The 18,233-nt window shown below is 39.9% G+C and carries 16 protein-coding genes; 14 read left to right on the top strand and 2 right to left on the bottom strand.

Annotated features, from left to right (window positions below):
* The 11 genes from HMPREF2917_RS07380 to HMPREF2917_RS07330 form a co-directional block, all read left to right on the top strand.
* Positions 1 to 2,208, top strand: a 2,208-nt coding sequence (locus tag HMPREF2917_RS07380; RefSeq protein ID WP_070589958.1) for a primosomal protein N', incomplete at its 5' end; no start/stop codon positions are given.
* A gap of 11 nt (positions 2,209 to 2,219) precedes the next feature.
* A complete protein-coding gene (fmt, locus tag HMPREF2917_RS07375) occupies positions 2,220 to 3,155 on the top strand; it encodes a methionyl-tRNA formyltransferase (RefSeq protein ID WP_070589955.1) in 936 nt (311 codons plus the stop codon).
* Positions 3,145 to 4,458 carry a 16S rRNA (cytosine(967)-C(5))-methyltransferase RsmB gene (gene rsmB / locus HMPREF2917_RS07370; protein WP_070589953.1) on the top strand — a complete coding sequence of 438 codons (1,314 nt, stop codon included), beginning with the start codon at positions 3,145 to 3,147 and terminating at the stop codon, positions 4,456 to 4,458. Before fmt ends, rsmB begins: the two co-directional genes overlap by 11 nt.
* A 21-nt stretch (positions 4,459 to 4,479) precedes the next feature.
* Positions 4,480 to 5,220, top strand: a complete 741-nt coding sequence (locus tag HMPREF2917_RS07365; RefSeq protein ID WP_049474471.1) for a Stp1/IreP family PP2C-type Ser/Thr phosphatase — start codon at positions 4,480 to 4,482, stop codon at positions 5,218 to 5,220.
* Positions 5,217 to 7,085 (top strand): Stk1 family PASTA domain-containing Ser/Thr kinase, encoded by a 1,869-nt coding sequence (gene pknB / locus HMPREF2917_RS07360; RefSeq protein WP_070589951.1) that lies wholly within the window; start codon positions 5,217 to 5,219, stop codon positions 7,083 to 7,085. Before HMPREF2917_RS07365 ends, pknB begins: the two co-directional genes overlap by 4 nt.
* 491 nt (positions 7,086 to 7,576) lie before the next feature.
* Positions 7,577 to 9,376, top strand: coding sequence for a CAP domain-containing protein (locus HMPREF2917_RS07355; RefSeq protein WP_070589947.1), 1,800 nt, complete (start codon positions 7,577 to 7,579; stop codon positions 9,374 to 9,376).
* 175 nt (positions 9,377 to 9,551) lie between these two features.
* A complete protein-coding gene (liaF, locus tag HMPREF2917_RS07350; RefSeq protein WP_070589944.1) occupies positions 9,552 to 10,247 on the top strand; it encodes a cell wall-active antibiotics response protein LiaF in 696 nt (231 codons plus the stop codon).
* Positions 10,244 to 11,260, top strand: a complete 1,017-nt coding sequence (locus HMPREF2917_RS07345) for an envelope stress sensor histidine kinase LiaS (protein WP_049516138.1) — start codon at positions 10,244 to 10,246, stop codon at positions 11,258 to 11,260. The genes liaF and HMPREF2917_RS07345 overlap by 4 nt, the downstream gene beginning before the upstream one ends.
* Positions 11,257 to 11,889, top strand: a complete 633-nt coding sequence (locus HMPREF2917_RS07340; RefSeq protein WP_049492345.1) for a response regulator transcription factor — start codon at positions 11,257 to 11,259, stop codon at positions 11,887 to 11,889. The genes HMPREF2917_RS07345 and HMPREF2917_RS07340 overlap by 4 nt, the downstream gene beginning before the upstream one ends.
* A gap of 44 nt (positions 11,890 to 11,933) precedes the next feature.
* The gene (locus tag HMPREF2917_RS07335; RefSeq protein WP_070589942.1) at positions 11,934 to 13,334 is read left to right on the top strand and encodes a bifunctional Cof-type HAD-IIB family hydrolase/peptidylprolyl isomerase; all 1,401 of its coding nucleotides are present in this window, start codon (positions 11,934 to 11,936) and stop codon (positions 13,332 to 13,334) included.
* A 1-nt stretch (position 13,335) separates the two neighbouring features.
* On the top strand, positions 13,336 to 13,701 hold the full coding sequence (locus HMPREF2917_RS07330; RefSeq protein WP_049507118.1) for a S1 RNA-binding domain-containing protein: 366 nt from the start codon (positions 13,336 to 13,338) through the stop codon (positions 13,699 to 13,701).
* A gap of 50 nt (positions 13,702 to 13,751) precedes the next feature.
* Here HMPREF2917_RS07330 and cysK read toward each other — a convergent pair whose 3' ends face one another.
* Both cysK and HMPREF2917_RS07320 read right to left on the bottom strand, forming a co-directional pair.
* Complete coding sequence (gene cysK, locus HMPREF2917_RS07325; protein WP_070589939.1) at positions 13,752 to 14,675, bottom strand: cysteine synthase A; 924 nt, start codon at positions 14,673 to 14,675, stop codon at positions 13,752 to 13,754.
* A 122-nt stretch (positions 14,676 to 14,797) separates the two neighbouring features.
* On the bottom strand, positions 14,798 to 15,439 hold the full coding sequence (locus HMPREF2917_RS07320; RefSeq protein WP_070589936.1) for a YigZ family protein: 642 nt from the start codon (positions 15,437 to 15,439) through the stop codon (positions 14,798 to 14,800).
* A 55-nt stretch (positions 15,440 to 15,494) separates the two neighbouring features.
* On the opposite strand from HMPREF2917_RS07320, the gene HMPREF2917_RS07315 reads away from it, so the two are divergent.
* The 3 genes from HMPREF2917_RS07315 to hpf all read left to right on the top strand — a co-directional run bounded on the left by HMPREF2917_RS07315 (position 15,495) and on the right by hpf (position 18,079).
* Complete coding sequence (locus HMPREF2917_RS07315) at positions 15,495 to 16,793, top strand: ATP-dependent helicase ComFA (protein ID WP_070589934.1); 1,299 nt, start codon at positions 15,495 to 15,497, stop codon at positions 16,791 to 16,793.
* Positions 16,790 to 17,455 carry a ComF family protein gene (locus tag HMPREF2917_RS07310; RefSeq protein WP_070589932.1) on the top strand — a complete coding sequence of 222 codons (666 nt, stop codon included), beginning with the start codon at positions 16,790 to 16,792 and terminating at the stop codon, positions 17,453 to 17,455. Before HMPREF2917_RS07315 ends, HMPREF2917_RS07310 begins: the two co-directional genes overlap by 4 nt.
* An 81-nt stretch (positions 17,456 to 17,536) precedes the next feature.
* Positions 17,537 to 18,079, top strand: a complete 543-nt coding sequence (gene hpf / locus HMPREF2917_RS07305) for a ribosome hibernation-promoting factor, HPF/YfiA family (RefSeq protein WP_003010301.1) — start codon at positions 17,537 to 17,539, stop codon at positions 18,077 to 18,079.
* Positions 18,080 to 18,233: the final 154 nt, after the last annotated feature.

The raw sequence follows: 18,233 nt of genomic DNA, 5'->3' as shown, positions 1-18,233 counted from the left end.
ACAAGCGAGGAATTAAAAGCGATTGTGGAGGTCTTGGATTACACTCCGGTCTTAAATCAAGAGCAGTTCTGGTTGGCAGATCAATTACGAAAAAGTGTTTTTTCTTATAAGATCACGATTTTAAAAACCATGCTTCCTTCTCTCCTCAATTCGAGTTATGATAAGATTTTGTATCCTCAACCTTCTTTAGATCCCACTCTCAAAGTAAAACTTTTTGGTGAAAAAAATGAAGTTTCTTTTTCTTCTCTAGATGCAGCCGATCAAGCCCAAGTGATGCGGTTGGTCAGAAAAGGAGATTTGGTACTTGAATACAAGGCCAAGGATAAGAAACAAATTAAAACAGAAAAATGGTATCGCGTTAACCAGGAAGGATTAAAAGAACTTCAACCATCAGCGAGAGCTAAAAAAAGGCTAGCATTGAAAGAGCGCCTGTTACTAGAGCAAGGGGAGCAACCCTTAGCAGGATTGTATCAGGATTTTTCACGAGAAGTAGTGGCTTATTTTATTGATCAGGGTGTGTTAGAAATTACAGAACGAGAAGTGAATCGGGCGGCTGCATATTATGAAGGAAAAGAGCAGACCCAGGCCCTGCTTTTAAATTCAGAGCAAGCAAAAGCTGTAGAAACAGTAGTTTCTCAAATTGGAAAAGCATCAAAGCCTTTTTTATTAGAAGGTGTGACTGGAAGCGGGAAAACAGAAGTTTATCTGCAGATTATTCAGGAAGTTCTAAATAAGAGGAAAACAGCTATTATGTTGGTTCCTGAGATTTCCCTGACACCACAGATGACAGACCGTTTTATCTCTCGTTTTGGCCAGGAAGTAGCTATTCTGCACTCGGGCTTATCAAACGGTGAGAAGTATGATCAATGGCGAAAAGTTGAACGTGGGGAGGCCAAGGTAGTCGTTGGAGCGCGCTCAGCCATCTTTGCCCCTTTAAAAAACATCGGAGCCATCATCATTGATGAGGAGCATGAGGCTTCCTACAAACAAGATAGTAATCCACGCTACCACGCAAGGGAAGTCGCAGTCCTAAGGGCTCAGTACAATCAAGCAGTCTTGCTTCTTGGATCTGCTACACCAAGTTTAGAATCGAGGGCTCGTGCAACAAAAGGGGTTTATGAATTAATTCGTCTAACCCAGCGGGCCAATCCGGCAGCCAAAATTCCAGAAGTTAAAGTCGTTGATTTCCGTGATTATATTGGCCAAAATGAAGCTGGTAACTTCACTCCGGTTCTAGTGGAAGCTATTGCTGATCGCTTGCAGAAAAAAGAGCAGGTCGTCTTGATGTTGAACCGCCGTGGTTATTCCAGCTTTGTCATGTGTCGCGAGTGTGGAACTGTGGATACTTGTCCCAATTGTGATATCTCACTGACCCTCCACATGGATACTAAAACCATGAACTGTCATTATTGTGGCTATAGCAAAGCGATTCCTCGACACTGTCCAAATTGCCAAAGTCCTTCCATTCGTTATTACGGGACAGGAACACAAAAAGCCTATGATGAATTACAAGAGATCTTTCCTGAGGCTAAAATTTTGCGTATGGATGTGGATACTACCCGAAAAAAAGGGAGCCACGCAGCAATATTAGATGCTTTCGGGAATGGAGAAGCGGATATTTTATTAGGGACGCAAATGATTGCGAAGGGCTTGGATTTTCCAAATGTGACGTTAGTGGGTGTCTTGAATGCGGATACTTCTTTAAATTTACCGGATTATCGATCCTCAGAGCGAACCTTTCAACTCTTGACTCAGGTGGCAGGAAGGGCCGGACGAGCAGAGAAAGAAGGAGAGGTTATCATTCAGAGCTACAACCCCAATCATTATGCGATTCGATTTGCCAAAAACCAAGATTATGAAGGCTTTTTTGCCTATGAAATGCAGATTCGCCGGCAGTTAGGCTATACGCCTTATTACTTCACAGTTGGGTTAACCCTATCCCATAAGAGTGAGGAAATTGTGATGGAGAAGTCACATCAGGTCATGGAAATTCTCCGATCTGGCTTATCTGATCAGGTCCAAATCTTAGGACCAACACCTAAACCAATTGCACGCACACATAATTTGTATCATTATCAAATCATTGTGAAATATCGTTTCGAAGAAGGCATGACACAGGTCTTGAATCAAATCCTAGAATTTACACAAGAAAGAGGCAACCAAGATCTACGTGTCAGTATTGATAATGAACCTCAAAGCTTTATGTAAGGAAGAAAGAAATGACAAAATTAATTTTTATGGGAACGCCTGATTTTTCAGCGACGGTTTTAAAGGGATTGTTAGCAGATTCGCGCTATGAAATTTTGGCAGTTGTGACGCAACCAGACCGCAAAGTAGGTCGCAAAAAAGAGATTCGAATGACCCCGGTGAAGCAGGTAGCTTTAGAACATCGACTACCAGTTCTTCAGCCGGAGAAATTATCGGGTAGTCCAGAAATGGAAACGCTCTTATCACTAGATGCAGATGGAATTGTGACCGCTGCTTTTGGACAATTTTTACCGACAAAATTGTTGGAGAACTTCCAATTCGCGGTGAATGTCCACGCGTCTTTATTACCTAAATATAGAGGTGGAGCTCCCATTCACTATGCCCTGATCAATGGTGACGAAGAAGCTGGGGTTACAATTATGGAAATGGTCAAGGAAATGGATGCCGGAGACATGATTGCAGCTCGTTCTCTCCCAATTTTAGATGAGGACAATGTGGGAACTTTGTTTGAAAAATTGGCAGTCCTTGGACGTGACTTACTCCTAGATACTTTGCCAGCTTACCTAGCAGGGGAGATCAAGCCAAGTCCACAAGATCCAAGTTTGGTCACATTTTCACCGAATATTTTACCGGAAGAAGAGGTTTTGGACTGGACCAAAACCAATCGCCAAGTCTTTAATCAGATCCGAGGGATGAATCCTTGGCCGGTCGCTCATACGTTATTAAATGGACAACGCTTTAAAGTTTATGAAGCAGAGCTATGCGAAGGAAATGGAAATCCAGGAGAAGTGATTGCTTTGACCAAAAAAGAGTTGCTAGTCGCTGCAGGAGAAGGCGCATTGTCCCTCAAAGTTGTGCAGCCGGCAGGAAAACCAAAAATGTCCATCACAGACTTTTTGAATGGCGCCGGCCGTCAATTGAAAGTAGGAGATCACTTTGGAAGTTAAACAAATGAATGCGCGGGAACAGATCGTTCGAGTGTTAGAAGAGGTTTTTGAACAGGGAGCTTATTCTAATATTGCCCTAAATCAAGCGCTAGAACACTCTCAACTTTCAGATAAAGATAGAAGCTTTGTTACGGAAGTTGTATACGGTACTGTAGCACGGAAGATAACACTCGAGTGGTATCTCGCCCACGTAATTGAAGACCGGACGAAATTAGATCCTTGGCTCTATTATCTTTTGATGATGAGTTTGTATCAACTTGTCTATTTAGACCGCATTCCCGATCATGCCATCGTCAATGAAGCTGTCCGGATAGCAAAACGTCGTAAAGAAGGCAGTGAGAAGTTTGTCAATGCTATTCTTAGAAAGCTAATCCGCGAAGGACTACCAGCTATTGATACAATCAAGCGAAAGAACAAACGTTATTCGGTAGAGTATTCCCTACCTGTATGGTTGGTCAAAGCATTGATCGAAGAATACGGTGAAGAACGTGCTTGCGCTATTTTTAAGAGTCTCTATCAGCGTAATAAATCCAGTATTCGTGTGATTGATCTGGACGAAAAAGAAGAGTTGGCTCAGCTACTCGAAGCAACCTCCTCTCTACTTGCTTCGTCCGCTCTCGTGAAAGAGCAGGGACATTTTGCGGCGCATTCCTTGTTTAAAGAAGGGCGCATTACTATTCAAGACGAGTCCAGCCAATTGGTGGCACCAGCTTTGGATTTGCAAGGAGATGAGTGGGTTTTAGATGCCTGTGCGGCTCCAGGTGGAAAGACGACCCACCTGGCTTCTTATCTCACAACTGGGAAAGTCACAGCCTTGGATCTCTATGACCATAAGCTCAAATTGATTCAAGAAAATGCTAATCGGCTCCATGTTGCGGACAAAATTTTGACAAAGAAGTTAGATGCGACAAAAGTTTTTGAAACATTTGGACCTGATGCTTTCGATAAAATTTTGGTGGATGCGCCTTGTTCAGGGATTGGTTTGATACGGAGAAAGCCTGATATCAAGTACAATAAAGAGAGTGCAGATTTTGTATCTTTACAAGCTATCCAATTGGCCATTCTGGATAGTGTTTGTCAAAGTGTGCGTAAAGGTGGTATAATAGTGTACAGTACGTGTACAATTATGGGTAAAGAGAATTTTGAAGTGGTGGACCAATTTTTGAAAAACCATCCAAATTTCGAAAAAGTCCCATTGGATCACGAAAGAAAAGATATTCTTAAAAATGATTGTATCCTTATTACACCCGAATTATATGGAAGCGACGGCTTCTTTATCAGTCGTTTTAAGAGAATCTCATAATATCAGGAGGAAACTGACAGTATGGATATGACGATCTTAACCGATGTAGGTCAAAGACGGACAAATAACCAAGACTATGCAAATCAATATAAAAACAAGGCAGGAAAATCTATGGTTTTACTTGCTGATGGTATGGGAGGACACCGTGCCGGAAATATTGCTAGTGAAATGGCAGTCACAGACCTAGGTGCGGCTTGGGTTTCTTCTGAGATCGAGACGGTTAATCAAGTACGTGAATGGTTTGCAGAACATTTAGAAGCTGTGAATCGTCGGATTCATTTGGCTGGGCAAGATGATGAGCACAAAGGAATGGGAACGACACTAGAAGCCTTGGCTTTTGTAGAAGGACAAGTGATTTATGCCCACGTTGGGGATTCACGGATTGGCCTCATTCGTCAGGGCGAATACCAGCAGTTGACCAGTGACCATTCTCTTGTAAATGCTCTTTTGCGAGCTGGTCAAATTACAGAGGAAGAAGCTGCCCATCATCCTCAACGTAACATCATCACTCAGTCCATTGGTCAAAAAGATGAGTTAGAGCCGGATTATGGTTTGGTGACGGTTGAAGCAGATGATTATATTTTGATCAATAGTGACGGTTTAACCAATATGATTGGCCCAGATGAAATCAGAGACATTGTCTTGAGTGATGTTTCACTGGAAGAAAAAGCTCAAACCTTGATTCGTTTTGCCAATAATGCTGGAGGCTTGGATAATATCACCGTTGTACTGCTCCACTTTACTGAGGAGGACGCAGCATGATTCAAATCGGCAAAATTTTTGCCGGGCGATATAAAATCATCCAACAAATTGGACGCGGCGGGATGGCAGATGTTTATCTTGCGCGTGATTTGATTTTGGATGGGGAAGAAGTTGCAGTCAAGGTACTGCGTACGAATTACCAGACGGATCCCATTGCAGTTGCGCGTTTTCAGCGTGAAGCAAAGGCGATGGCAGAGCTGGACCATCCAAATATCGTTCGGATTACAGACATTGGCGAAGAAGAAGGACAACAATACCTTGCAATGGAATATGTTGCAGGTTTAGACTTGAAACGCTATATCAAAGAAAATGCTCCTTTATCAAATGAAGAAGCTGTTCGTTTGATGGGGCAGATCCTTCTAGCTATGCGTCTTGCCCATACGCGTGGCATTATCCATAGAGATTTAAAACCACAGAATGTTCTCTTGACACCAGATGGAACAGCAAAAGTTTCAGACTTTGGGATTGCAGTGGCCTTCGCAGAGACTAGTTTGACTCAGACCAACTCGATGTTGGGGTCGGTTCATTATTTGTCCCCTGAGCAGGCGCGCGGTTCAAAAGCTACGGTGCAAAGTGACATCTACGCGATGGGGATCATTTTCTATGAGATGTTGACAGGACACATTCCTTATGATGGAGATAGTGCAGTTACAATCGCTTTGCAGCATTTTCAAAAGCCACTCCCATCTATTCGGGAAGAGAATAAGAATGTTCCACAAGCTTTAGAAAATGTGGTGATCAAAGCGACAGCTAAAAAACTGACGGATCGCTATAAATCAGTGGCAGAGATGTATGTGGACCTTTCAAGTTGCTTGTCCTACGAGAGAAGAAATGAGAAAAAACTGATTTTTGAAGATCAATCGAAAGCTGATACAAAGACTCTTCCAAAAGTGAGTCCAACTCCAAAGACGGCTCCTGTTCCAATCTCTGAGGTACGCAGTGAAATCAGTTCGGTAGATCCTAATCGACCATTATCTGACCAGCAGACAATGGCACCAAGTAAAAAGCAAAGAAGACGCTTGCGGGCGCGCTACAAGGTATTGTTTGTTGCCATTGCACTAGTTCTTGCAGCCTTTACTTTCTTGTTGTATATGAGCCCAGCCAATAAAACAGTTCCAGATGTTTCCGGCAAAACCATTGCCGAAGCTAGAGCGGTTATTGAGGGACAAGACCTTCAAGTCGGTGAAGAGAAAGAAGAGTACAGTGATTCGGTTGCAGAAGGCTATGTCATTCGGACCAATCCAAATGCAGGTGCTCAAAAGAAAGAACAAAGTCGCATTGATTTGATTGTTTCAAAAGGTCCAAATAGTTTTGAAATGCCAAACTATGTAGGAGAAACACGAGCTAAAGCAGAGGAAGATCTGAAAAATACTTATAAAGTATCAAGCAAAATGATCACGATTGAAGAAGTTGAGACCTTCGATTATGCTGCAGGGACAGTTCTTGAACAAACCCCAGCTCCAGGAGAGCAATATTCTCTGAATTCAAAAACCAAGATTGTTTTGAAAGTAGCGAAAGAAACGACTTCAATTGAAATGCCAAACTATGTTGGATCAACTTATGATTTTGCTAGAAGTAATTTGATTGAGATCTATGGTATTAAAGAAGCCAATATCGAATTAAGAAAAACGGAACATCTCCCTGATGGGGTAGTTGTTTCTGCCGGTCAAATTGTCAGTCAAACTCCAGAAGTTTCGAGTACGGTGGATATTAACCGAACACGAATTGTTTTGACTGTATATGAGCCTAAAGTGACGGCTTCTTCAAGTACGAAAGCCTCATCAAGTTCAGATGCATCTAGTTCATCCTCTGCTGAACGATCAGATACAGAAAGCTCCAGCAGTAGTGCAACTGGTGGAGATTAATAAATCAGTCTAAGACTCAGATGAATTTCTGAGTCTTTTTGTATTTTTTTGTTGCTATGTCGTGATTTTTTTATTTCCCTGTAGAGGGAAAAACTTTGAGGTCGCTTCAAGAAACTATTTTTCTACAGATGAATAGATTATGTGAATCCCTTAACAAACAAGGGGTTTCAAGTCCGGTAAAATAAAATAGTCAATTAAACATAAGGCAATTTGAAGTCGAAAATAGATTGAATATCAAATTATTTGCCTTTGTTTTAGCCCACATGCTATAATCTGCGTGAAAGGAGATCAAAGAGTAAAAATGTCGTTCAGACCTGCTTTGATAGGAAATTGGTAAACGAATAGATTTTTTTCTACTAGTTGAATAGGCCTTGACAACTGGTGGAGATAAATATCGTGAACTAAGAAACAGGGAGGTAGAATGACTTTTGAAATATGTGCACATAGTTGATGTATCTTTCGCCTATACTTTCCCAATGGAGATTATTTAAATGGACAGAAAATATAGAGTGGTTAGTCGAGCAATCTTAGCAACAGCTATGATTGTCCCGGCATTTATAGCAACAAAAGTAGCTGCAGAAAATAGAGGATGGAATACCTCCCCTTATCGTTCAAACTATTATAACTATGGTTACAATAATTGGAACGGTTATAATGGCTATAATTCATGGACCTATAGTTATGGCTATGGATATCCAAATTGGAACTATTATTATGGCTATAACTATGGTTATCCTAGCTGGAATAATTATTATGGCTATAATGGTTGGAACTATGGTTATTCCTTGGAAAATGATGTAAACTACATTTATTGGAATGGCAATCATTATTATCGGATGAGTGATGGGACTTACCGGATCTACCGCAATGGTGAGTGGAAGCCTTTAACTAATCGGAATAACTCTACTAATAACCTTGCCAATGACCCTCATTATGTATATGAAAATGGCTACCATTATTATGTATTAGATAATGGGGATTATTACTACTATAAAAATGGTAAATGGGTATTTGTGAAGAATTCGACGGAAAATCCTGATACTCCAGATCCAACTCCAACACCGACTCCGGATCCAACTCCAACACCCGACGAGCCAGATCCAAGCGATAAACCCGATCAACCAGTCAACCCATCAGAACCATCTACACCAGAAGATCACGGGAACTTGATCTTCCCAGAAAATCCTCCATTTGTAGGAGCAGATGGAGAGTTTGATCCTTTCGCACCAACCCCAGAAAATCCAAGTGAACCAAAACCAGAAGAACCGGTGCAACCTGAAGTGCCTGGAAATGATGGTTTGGTATCAACAGATCAGCCTAGTGAAAACCAAATTCCTCCATACGTTGAGACACCTGCAGAAGGATTAGAACATCTTCCATGGGCTCCAAATGGACGAGCACCAAAGATAGTCTATCCTCCTGGCAAACCTGGATCAGCAGCTTTGCGTCGAGATAAGAACTACTACTTTGACGGGTCGACTCACTATTACTACGTTCCTTCTGATACGGAAGCAACTGGTTACTCTGCTTATTGGAAATGGAATGGAGATAAATGGAAACTTTATGGAATGACAGATCCGAAAGATCCTGAAATCGATCCAAAATTCCACGAAGATGCCAAAGATGATGAATATGCCTATAGCGATCGAGACTCAAGCGTGAAGCTCTACTCTACAAACCTTGTAGAAACAGCTAAAGCAGGTCAAGCTCTTCCATTTAAGAATGTGGATGAATTTAAGGACTATGTCATTAAGAAAATGAATCCTAAATTTATTGACAATGCTGGCTGGGATGCCAAAGTAGAATGGGAAATCGAGGACCCAGAACTCTTTGAGCAATCTAAAGAAAACCCATGGGCTAAAGACTATGTTTTAATCGCTAACTTGAAGAGTGGAGTAGATGACAAGAACTACAAAGATGTTGAGTTTGGCTATGTGAAATTCGTTTATCGTGTAGAAGCAACAGACAATACAAACTATATCGAGTTAGATAAAGCGAAAGAAGCATTTGCTAAGATTAACGAATTGCGAAAAGCACAAGGCTTAAAAGAATTGACTTGGTCAGATGATGTCTACAACTCACGTGCCTTACCAAAAGCCCATACTATTTCACGTCAGTACGATAGCACAGGTTTTGTAGCTCGCCGTGAAGACAATGCAACAACAGTCGCAACGAAATGGTATAACAGTGGATTGAGAGAATTAATGCTCGATCCAAATGCCACAGAAGGTGCGGTAGCAGCAGTCATCAATGGCGACGGTAACTATTACTGGGCATTCATGTATAAATAATGCCTCTAGACAACCGTTATTGGAAAGAACTTATTTAATAACAATTCATTCCGATACCAAGGACACCCAAAGGATTTCTTTCTTTTGGGTGTTTTTTTGCTCTTCTTATTATCCAACCACAGACGGAAGTCAAATGAGGAAAAATTTGATAAAATAGGAAAAGATGAGGTAGACTATGTGGAAAATACAAATTTTTATTTTCGTTGAAGCCGTTTTGTTAACATTGGCAGCGATCACCATTTTATCAATCGATTTTTCCAGATTTGTTGTCTTGATGGTTCTCTTTTTGCTCCTTTTGTATTACTATTTTGGCAAACAAAAAGCGAATTTTCTATTAATCGCGCTGAGTGTGCTATTGTTTTTTATCGTGATGCTGAATCCTTTTGTGATTGCAGCCATTTTATTTGCGGTGGTTTATGGTTTATTGATTGCTTACCCTTATATGTATAAGGAAAATGAAGCCGTTGTGTTTGATGTTGAAGAGGATACGAAAATTCGTCAGGAAAAAACTCGATGGATTGGTGATTTACAACATTTTTCAAAGCAAAGTCGAGGGTATCGAGATCTGAATGTAATCCGAGTTTTTGGAAATGACACCCTCCATTTAGAGGAGGTAGCCATTTGCAATTGGGACAATGTAGTGATCATTCGGAAAGGTTTTGGAAATACAAAAATTATCTTACCGATTGATTTGGAGTTGCATTTACAAATTAACACCCTGTATGGAGATCTGAAGTTTTTGGATCTTCCTGTCCGTAAAATGAGGAATGAAACCATAGACATTGAAACGGCACACTATCGGAGATCGCACCGTTCTATAAAAATTGAGTTAGTTGGTATTGTTGGGGATGTTGAGGTGATTCGCGCATGAAGAAATTAGACTATCTCCTATTGTATTTCTATTCCCTAATGGTGGTTGCGGTCATTTGTCATACCATTTTCCATTTTGTTGGTTTTCAGTGGGGCAAACTTCTCTCAGATCTTTCCTTGCTTCAGTCATTCCTATTTTTGGTTTTTAGTCTGACGCTTGCATTGACGGCTTTGGTTGTCTTAATTATCAAAATCACGCAATTTGTAACAGTTCATGCAGTACAACAAAAGGTAGAATCTATCCTGACTGCTTCACAGCGAAAAGAAATTGCCCCCAAAGAATTGAATCAACAGTTAGATTTATTGGACAGCAAATTACTTCGACTAGAAGAAAATTTACAAAAGAGTGAAAATCGTGTGATGCGAAATGAAGAAGAAATTGTGGAAATCGAGCGTAAGAGAATTGCGCGTGATCTACATGATACGGTTAGTCAAGAATTGTTTGCAGCCAATATGATTTTATCTGGAGTGGCAGCACGGGCTCTTGAGTTAGAGAAAAGTCAGATCCAGCAGCAACTAAATGGTGTGTCAGATATTCTAGGTACAGCCCAAAATGATTTACGCGTCTTGCTCCTACATCTTCGTCCTACAGAATTGGAAGGAAAAAGTTTGGTAGAAGGGATGGAGATGATTTTTAGAGAATTGAAGGAAAAGAGTAACCTAGCAGTTGTCTTCCATCATAATGACGTGAGCATTCCAAAAGAAATGGAAGAACATCTATTTCGGATCGTCCAAGAAATTGTCAGCAATACCTTGAAACACGCTAGAGCTCAACAAATGGATGTCTTTTTGCAACAGGAAGGAAAACAACTTCATTTACGGATGGTAGATGATGGAATCGGATTTGAGCAGGAAAAATTGGAACGATTGAGTTATGGGTTGAAAAATATTCAAGAACGTGTAGAAGACATGGCGGGAACCATTAAAATAAGAACGAGTCCTCAAAAGGGAGTGGCTGTAGATATTCGCGTTCCCCTCCTTGTAAAAGATAAAAATGAAAAGGAAACTGTATGAAAGTATTATTAGTAGATGATCATGAAATGGTCCGATTGGGATTGAAAAGCTTTTTGTCCATGCAAACCGATATTGAGCAGGTCTTAGAGGCGAAAAATGGGCATGAAGGGGTGGAGTTGGCGCTGAAAGAAAGACCAGACGTCATCATCATGGATATTGTGATGCCAGAGCTAAATGGAATCGATGCGACTCTAGCCATCCTAAAAGAGTGGCCGGAAGCTAAAATTGTCATTTTGACGTCTTATTTAGATAACGAAAAGATTTACCCTGTCTTAGATGCCGGTGCAAAAGGGTATATTTTAAAGACCTCGTCAGCAACTGAGATCTTACAGGCTGTCAGAAAGGTTGCAAAGGGAGAATTTGCAATTGAGACAGAAGTTAGTCAAAAAGTTGAGTCACGAAAGAACCATGCTGAATTGCATGATGATTTGACAGCTAGAGAACGAGATATTCTGGCTTTATTGACGAAAGGATATGAAAATCAACGAATAGCAGATGAACTCTTCATTTCTTTAAAAACAGTGAAGACCCATGTCTCCAACATCTTATCGAAATTAGAAGTCAGTGATCGGACGCAAGCAGTCGTCTATGCCTTTCGACACCATCTGGTGAATCAAGAAGATTTTTAAAAGGAAACATGCTATAATAGAGCGTGATCATAAGGGGGAGACAAGTGGACGCAAAATTACGTTATAAAGCCAAAAAAGTTAAAATCGTCTTTTTTGATATTGATGATACATTACGTGCAAAAGAAACAGGATTGATCCCAGAATCTGTCAAAGACGTCTTCCATCAGTTGAAAGAAAAAGGAATCCGAACAGGGATTGCAACCGGCAGAGGGATTTTTGGGGTTGTTCCTGAAATCATGGACTTAAAGCCTGATTTTCTAGTAACCTTAAACGGTGCCTATATAGAAGATACAAAAGGAACTGTGATCTACCAATCACCAATCAATGAAGCAATCGTTTCTTCTTTTGTAGATTGGGCCAAAGAATCCGAGATTGATTATGGGTTAGTGGCTAGTCATCAAGCTGCCCTGTCTAATCGGACACCCTTGATCAGTGATGCTATTGACATCATTTATCCCAACTTACCCGTAGATCCAGATCTGCATTTGAAAGAACCTATTTTCCAAATGTGGACCTTTGATGAACAGGATAGTGAGCTAGAGTTGCCCCCTTCTTTGCAAGAGAACTTGCGCCTAGTTTCGTGGCATCCCCATTCATCAGATGTTGTTCGCTTTGAAGCTTCAAAAGCTTCAGGAGTTTCTCATCTTGTAAATCATTTGGGCTTGAAGCCAGAGAATGTTTTAGTATTTGGGGATGGATTAAATGATCTAGAACTGTTTGATTACGCTGGAATTAGTATCGCAATGGGAAAATCTGCTCCAGAGTTACAAGAAAAAGCTGATTATATCACTAAGAATTTAGAAGAAGATGGCATATTCTATGCCTTAGAGGAGTTAAATATGGTTGAAAAAGAATTGACATTACCACAGTTAGAACTTGCTACGGTTGACGGTCCTGTCGCTGTGATCAAAACCAATCACGGTGAGATGAACATTCAATTGTTCCCGGATCAAGCGCCAAAAACAGTTGCAAACTTTGTAGCTCTTGCTAAGTCTGGCTATTATGATGGTGTCATTTTCCATCGGATTATTAAAGATTTTATGATCCAAGGGGGAGATCCAACAGGCACAGGTATGGGTGGTGAATCCATCTATGGGGAGAGCTTCGAAGACGAGTTTTCAAAAGAATTGTACAATATTCGTGGAGCCCTTTCGATGGCAAATGCTGGACCAAACACAAATGGTAGCCAATTCTTTATTGTACAAAATCAACATCTTCCATATTCGAAAAAGGAATTGGTCCGCGGTGGCTGGCCTGAAAAAATTGCAGAAATCTATACGACAGAAGGGGGAACTCCTCACCTAGATCAACGTCATACAGTATTTGGTCAATTGATGGATGAAGCTTCTTTTGCTGTGTTGGATGAGATCGCGGCTGTTGAGACAGGGATGATGGATAAGCCAGTAGAAGATGTCGTGATTGAAACCATCGAAATTGAGGACTAATATGAAAATTGGAGATAAGTTAGAAGGAACCATCACAGGAATTCAACCTTACGGCGCCTTTGTCGAACTAGAGTCGGGTGTGACGGGCTTGATTCATATCTCAGAGATTAGAAGTGGTTATGTAAGTAATATTCAGGATATTCTGTCGATTGGGGAGAAGGTCTTTGTCCAAGTCATCGATGTTGATGAATATTCTAAGAAAGCTAGCCTCTCTCTGAGAACACTAGAAGAAACACCACAACGAAGCATTCGACACCATCGTTTTTCAAATGACCGCTACAAGAGTGGTTTTGCGCCCTTAGCTCAACAGATGCCGACCTGGGTTAAAGAAGGAAAGGTATTCTTTAGCAAACAAGAAAAGAAATAAAAACTTCGATAGGTTGATGAAACCTATCGAAGTTTTTTTGATATAGAGAATTATTCAAATTCGTAAAGGGTAGTAGAGAGATAACGTTCTCCATTATCTGGTGCAAGAGCAAGAACTTTTTTACCGCTACCCAATTCTTTTGCGACTTCAATAGCAGCATAGATAGCAGCTGCGCTTGAGATACCGACTAAGAATCCTTCAGCTCCACCGATAGCGCGTGCAAGTTCGAAAGCTTCTTCTGAAGATACGCGACGAACACCATCATATGCATTAGTGTCTAAAGTATTTGGGATAAAACCAGCTGAAATCCCTTGGATTTTATGTGGTCCAGGTTTTTCGCCAGAAAGGACTGCGGATTCATTGGCCTCAACGGCGTAGACTTTGACAGCAGGATTATTCTTTTTCAAAGTATGAGAAATACCAGAAACAGTACCACCAGTACCAACACCTGCGACAAAAGCATCTAAACCATCTTTTCCAAAGGCATAAACGATTTCTTGTCCTGTTGTTCTTTCATGTACCTCTGGGTTAGCAGGGTTTTCAAATTGAAGAGGAAGGAAGCCATTTCTTTCTGCAGCGATTGCTTCAGCTTTAGCGATAGCGCCTTTCATTCCTTCACTTCCAGGAGTCAAAACGAGTTCAGCTCCATAGGCTTGGATGATTTTACGACGTTCCACACTCATGGTTTCAGGCATGACAATCACAACTTTGTAGCCTTTAGCTGCGCCGACCCATGACAAGCCAATCCCTGTGTTCCCACTAGTTGCTTCGACAATGGTATCACCTGGTTTGATCAAGCCATCCGCTTCAGCTTTTTCAATCATGCTCAAAGCAATCCGGTCTTTAACAGATGATCCAGGATTGAAGGCTTCGAGTTTGACATAGACATCTGCAGCTCCTTCAGGAACAAGACGGTTCAATTTGACAATCGGAGTGTTCCCAATCAATTCTGTAATATTTTCATAAATAGCCATAATATACCTCAGTTCTAGGTTTTCTTGATACTAACAAGTATAGTCTCTTGCGAGAAGAATGTAAAATATAGAAATTTTATGGGTGTGATAAAAAAAAACTATCGTTGCCGATAGTATTTTAATTATTTTTCTACAGAAAGTAGGGGTACTTCAACCTCACGAATTCCTTGGTCCTCAATAATGACTTTGCCATTGTAAAATTCGACTAAAGCTGCTGTGATAGAACTTGTGTTTTCTTTATCTACAAAAATAGTTGTCATCACCTGATCTGTAAACATCGGATCTTGTTCCGCCAATTGATGGTCTTTTAAGAAATTAGCAAATTCTTGGTATTGGGAGTAAGAAAGTGTGATCCCAAGAATCACTTGCTCTTTGATTTCTACCAGTCCAATTTCTCGAACTGCTTGTGCAACACTTCCAGCATAAGCACGAATCAGACCGCCAGCGCCTAATTTAATACCTCCGAAATAGCGGGTAACCACGACACAACTATTAGTGATGCGATGATTCTCCAAAACTCCTAACATCGGTACCCCAGCGGTTCCACTAGGCTCTCCATCGTCACTGGTCCGTTTGATGTCACTTTGTTCCCCAATGATGAAAGCAGAGCAGTTATGTGTAGCCTTATAGTGTTCCTTTTTGATGGCATTGATAAAATCTCTAGCTTCCTCTTCAGAGGAGACTCGCTTGACATGACAAATGAATTTTGATTTTTTGATTTCTTCTTGAACAGTGCCGTTCTCTTTAAATGTAACATATTCCATATTCTTATTTTACAAAAAAAGAATGATTTTCTCCAACTTTTGCGAATTAATAAGTATGAAGATAGAAGAATCTTATGGAAGACTCTTAACGGAGAGTCAAATGACAAATGATTTAAAAGAAATTGCCCAAGAACTTCCCGCTATAGAAAAACAGAATGGAAGGTACCAATGCTTTCGATGTGGCAGTTTGATTGATCAAAAACTGTGGAAGTTGAGTGAGGAGGTGCTGTATTGTAGGGCCTGTATCCAATTGGGAAGGATCCGGAGTGATCAAAAACTTTATGCTATTGGACAGCAAGACTTTGAAGGACAAGAGGTGCTAAAATGGAAAGGAGTCTTGACTTCTTATCAACAAGAGGTATCTGAAGGACTTATCCAAGCAGTTAAAGCAGGAAAACATGCATTGGTACATGCTGTGACAGGCGCTGGGAAAACGGAAATGATGTACCAGGTTGTAGCAACAGCGATCAAGGCAGGAAAAGCAGTCTGTATTGCTACCCCAAGAATCGATGTCTGTATCGAACTGTACGGAAGGATGAAGGAAGATTTTTCCTGCCCCATTTCTTTACTTCATGGAGAATCGGAGCCCTATTTTAGAACACCTTTGGTGATCGCTACAACCCATCAATTGCTAAAGTTTTATCAGGCCTTTGATCTCCTTATTATAGATGAAGTAGATGCGTTTCCCTATGTGGACAATCCAATCTTATATAAAGCAGCTCAGAATGCGATAAAAAAAGAGGGGAACACTCTATATTTAACAGCAACCTCTACAGATGAGTTAGATAAAAAGGTCAAGAAAAAAGAAATCATTCGTTATAGTCTTCCAAGAAGATTTCATGGGAACCCACTAGTGGTCCCTGAAATAAAATGGGTGCCGAAAATTAGAGAAAAAATAGAAAAAGGAAGAATCCCTTACCAACTATTGCAACTGATCAAGAAACAAAGACAGACTCACTACCCATTGTTAATTTTTGTATCTGAAATAGAATTAGGACAACAATTTACTGAGAACTTAAAAAAATACTTTCCCAAAGAAACTGTAGGTTTTGTATCCTCACAGACAACAAACCGTCTACGAATGGTAGAAGAGTTTAGAAACAGAGCCATAACCATGCTAGTCTCGACAACAATTTTAGAAAGAGGAGTGACTTTTCCGTTTGTAGATGTCTTTGTTTTAGAAAGTAATCACAAATTATTTACTAAGAGTGCTCTCGTACAAATTTCAGGAAGGGTCGGTCGAAGTAAAGAAAGACCAACAGGTAAACTACTTTTTCTATCAGATGGCATAACACGAGAAATGAAGAAAGCGATTAAAGAAATAAAGGAAATGAATCAGGAGGCTGGATTTTGAAAGAATGTCTGCTTTGTACTAAAGAGTTGAAAACTGGTGAACATTTCACAGACCTTATTTTTATGAATCAACAAGAAGAATGGATTTGTAAAGAATGCAAAGAAGACTTCGAACAAATTGGCGAAATTCATTGTCCTAGATGTTATAAAGATAAGGAGGAGAAAGTATGTAAAGATTGCGAATACTGGATACAAAAGGGGAATATGGTAGAACATGAAGCATTATATAGATATAATGCAGCAATGAAGGACTATTTCAAGCGATATAAATTTGAAGGAGATCGTTTATTAGGAATGGTATTTGCATGTGACATCAAAAAAGCCTTGAAAAAATATAAAAGCTATACGATAATACCGACTCCAATCAGCCATGAAAAAAAGCAGGAGAGAGGATTTAATCAGGTTTCGACTATATTAGATTTTGCAGAAATAAAGTACAGCAGTCTCTTGCAAAAAGAAGACAGCTTAGCCCAATCAAAAAAAACAAGAGAAGAAAGATTAAAAACCACTCAACACTTTCAATTAAAAGAAGAAGTTTCAAAAAAGCAGAAATATCTTATCTTTGATGATATCTACACAACGGGCAAAACAATCGAATTAATGAAGCGCCTACTAATTGAAAAAGGTGTGAAAGAAATAAAGACATTTTCAATCGCAAGGTAAAAAAAGATTTGCAAAAAGTTTATGAAAGCGTTATAATATACATATAAATAAAAACATAACGTTTAGAAAGTAGGTACTAATATGATTAAATATAGTATCCGTGGTGAAAACCTAGAAGTAACAGAAGCCATTCGCGACTATGTCGTTTCTAAACTCGAAAAGATTGAAAAATATTTTCAGGCAGATCAAGAGCTAGACGCTCGAGTAAACTTAAAAGTTTACCGTGAAAAGACCGCAAAAGTAGAAGTAACCATTCCGCTTGGATCTATCACACTTCGTGCAGAAGATGTCTCTCAAGATATGTACGGTTCAATTGATCTAGTTGTAGATAAAATTGAACGTCAAATTCGTAAGAATAAAACAAAAATCGAAAAGAAAAATCGTATTAAATCTGGTGCAGGTAAATTGTTTACCGATGCAGTTGTAGAAGAAGCAGCAACCACAGAAAAAGTTGTTCGCTCAAAAACAATTGATCTAGAACCAATGGATTTAGATGAAGCAATCCTTCAAATGGATCTATTAGCACACGACTTCTTCATTTATCGTGATGCAGAAGACAATACAACAAATGTGATCTACCGTAGAGAAGATGGAGACATCGGTCTATTGGAAGTAAAAGAATAAAGATCAAAAAGAGATTGAAAACATCAATTAAATTATAGAGGAATCAGGAGTATCTATGCTCCTGATTTTTTTATATAAACCAAAAAAGTAAAAAAACTTTCAAAAAAATAAAAAATTTTGAAAAAAAGTGTTGACAGTAAGGTAAGGTCATGAT

The organism is Streptococcus sp. HMSC061E03, from assembly GCF_001813505.1.
Classification (GTDB): domain Bacteria; phylum Bacillota; class Bacilli; order Lactobacillales; family Streptococcaceae; genus Streptococcus.
The sequence above is the reverse complement of the archived record's forward strand: the minus strand, read 5'-3'. Positions and strand labels throughout refer to the sequence as shown.

Excerpts from the sequence above, each read along its gene's own strand:
- fmt (WP_070589955.1), top strand. The coding sequence starts at position 2,220 with ATGACAAAATTAATTTTTATGGGAACGCCTGATTTTTCAGCGACGGTT.
- HMPREF2917_RS07365 (WP_049474471.1), top strand. The coding sequence starts at position 4,480 with ATGGATATGACGATCTTAACCGATGTAGGTCAAAGACGGACAAATAAC.
- pknB (WP_070589951.1), top strand. The coding sequence starts at position 5,217 with ATGATTCAAATCGGCAAAATTTTTGCCGGGCGATATAAAATCATCCAA.
- HMPREF2917_RS07355 (WP_070589947.1), top strand. The coding sequence starts at position 7,577 with ATGGACAGAAAATATAGAGTGGTTAGTCGAGCAATCTTAGCAACAGCT.
- liaF (WP_070589944.1), top strand. The coding sequence starts at position 9,552 with ATGTGGAAAATACAAATTTTTATTTTCGTTGAAGCCGTTTTGTTAACA.
- HMPREF2917_RS07345 (WP_049516138.1), top strand. The coding sequence starts at position 10,244 with ATGAAGAAATTAGACTATCTCCTATTGTATTTCTATTCCCTAATGGTG.
- HMPREF2917_RS07340 (WP_049492345.1), top strand. The coding sequence starts at position 11,257 with ATGAAAGTATTATTAGTAGATGATCATGAAATGGTCCGATTGGGATTG.
- HMPREF2917_RS07330 (WP_049507118.1), top strand. The coding sequence starts at position 13,336 with ATGAAAATTGGAGATAAGTTAGAAGGAACCATCACAGGAATTCAACCT.
- cysK (WP_070589939.1), bottom strand. The coding sequence starts at position 14,675 with ATGGCTATTTATGAAAATATTACAGAATTGATTGGGAACACTCCGATT.
- HMPREF2917_RS07320 (WP_070589936.1), bottom strand. The coding sequence starts at position 15,439 with ATGGAATATGTTACATTTAAAGAGAACGGCACTGTTCAAGAAGAAATC.
- HMPREF2917_RS07315 (WP_070589934.1), top strand. The coding sequence starts at position 15,495 with ATGAAGATAGAAGAATCTTATGGAAGACTCTTAACGGAGAGTCAAATG.
- hpf (WP_003010301.1), top strand. The coding sequence starts at position 17,537 with ATGATTAAATATAGTATCCGTGGTGAAAACCTAGAAGTAACAGAAGCC.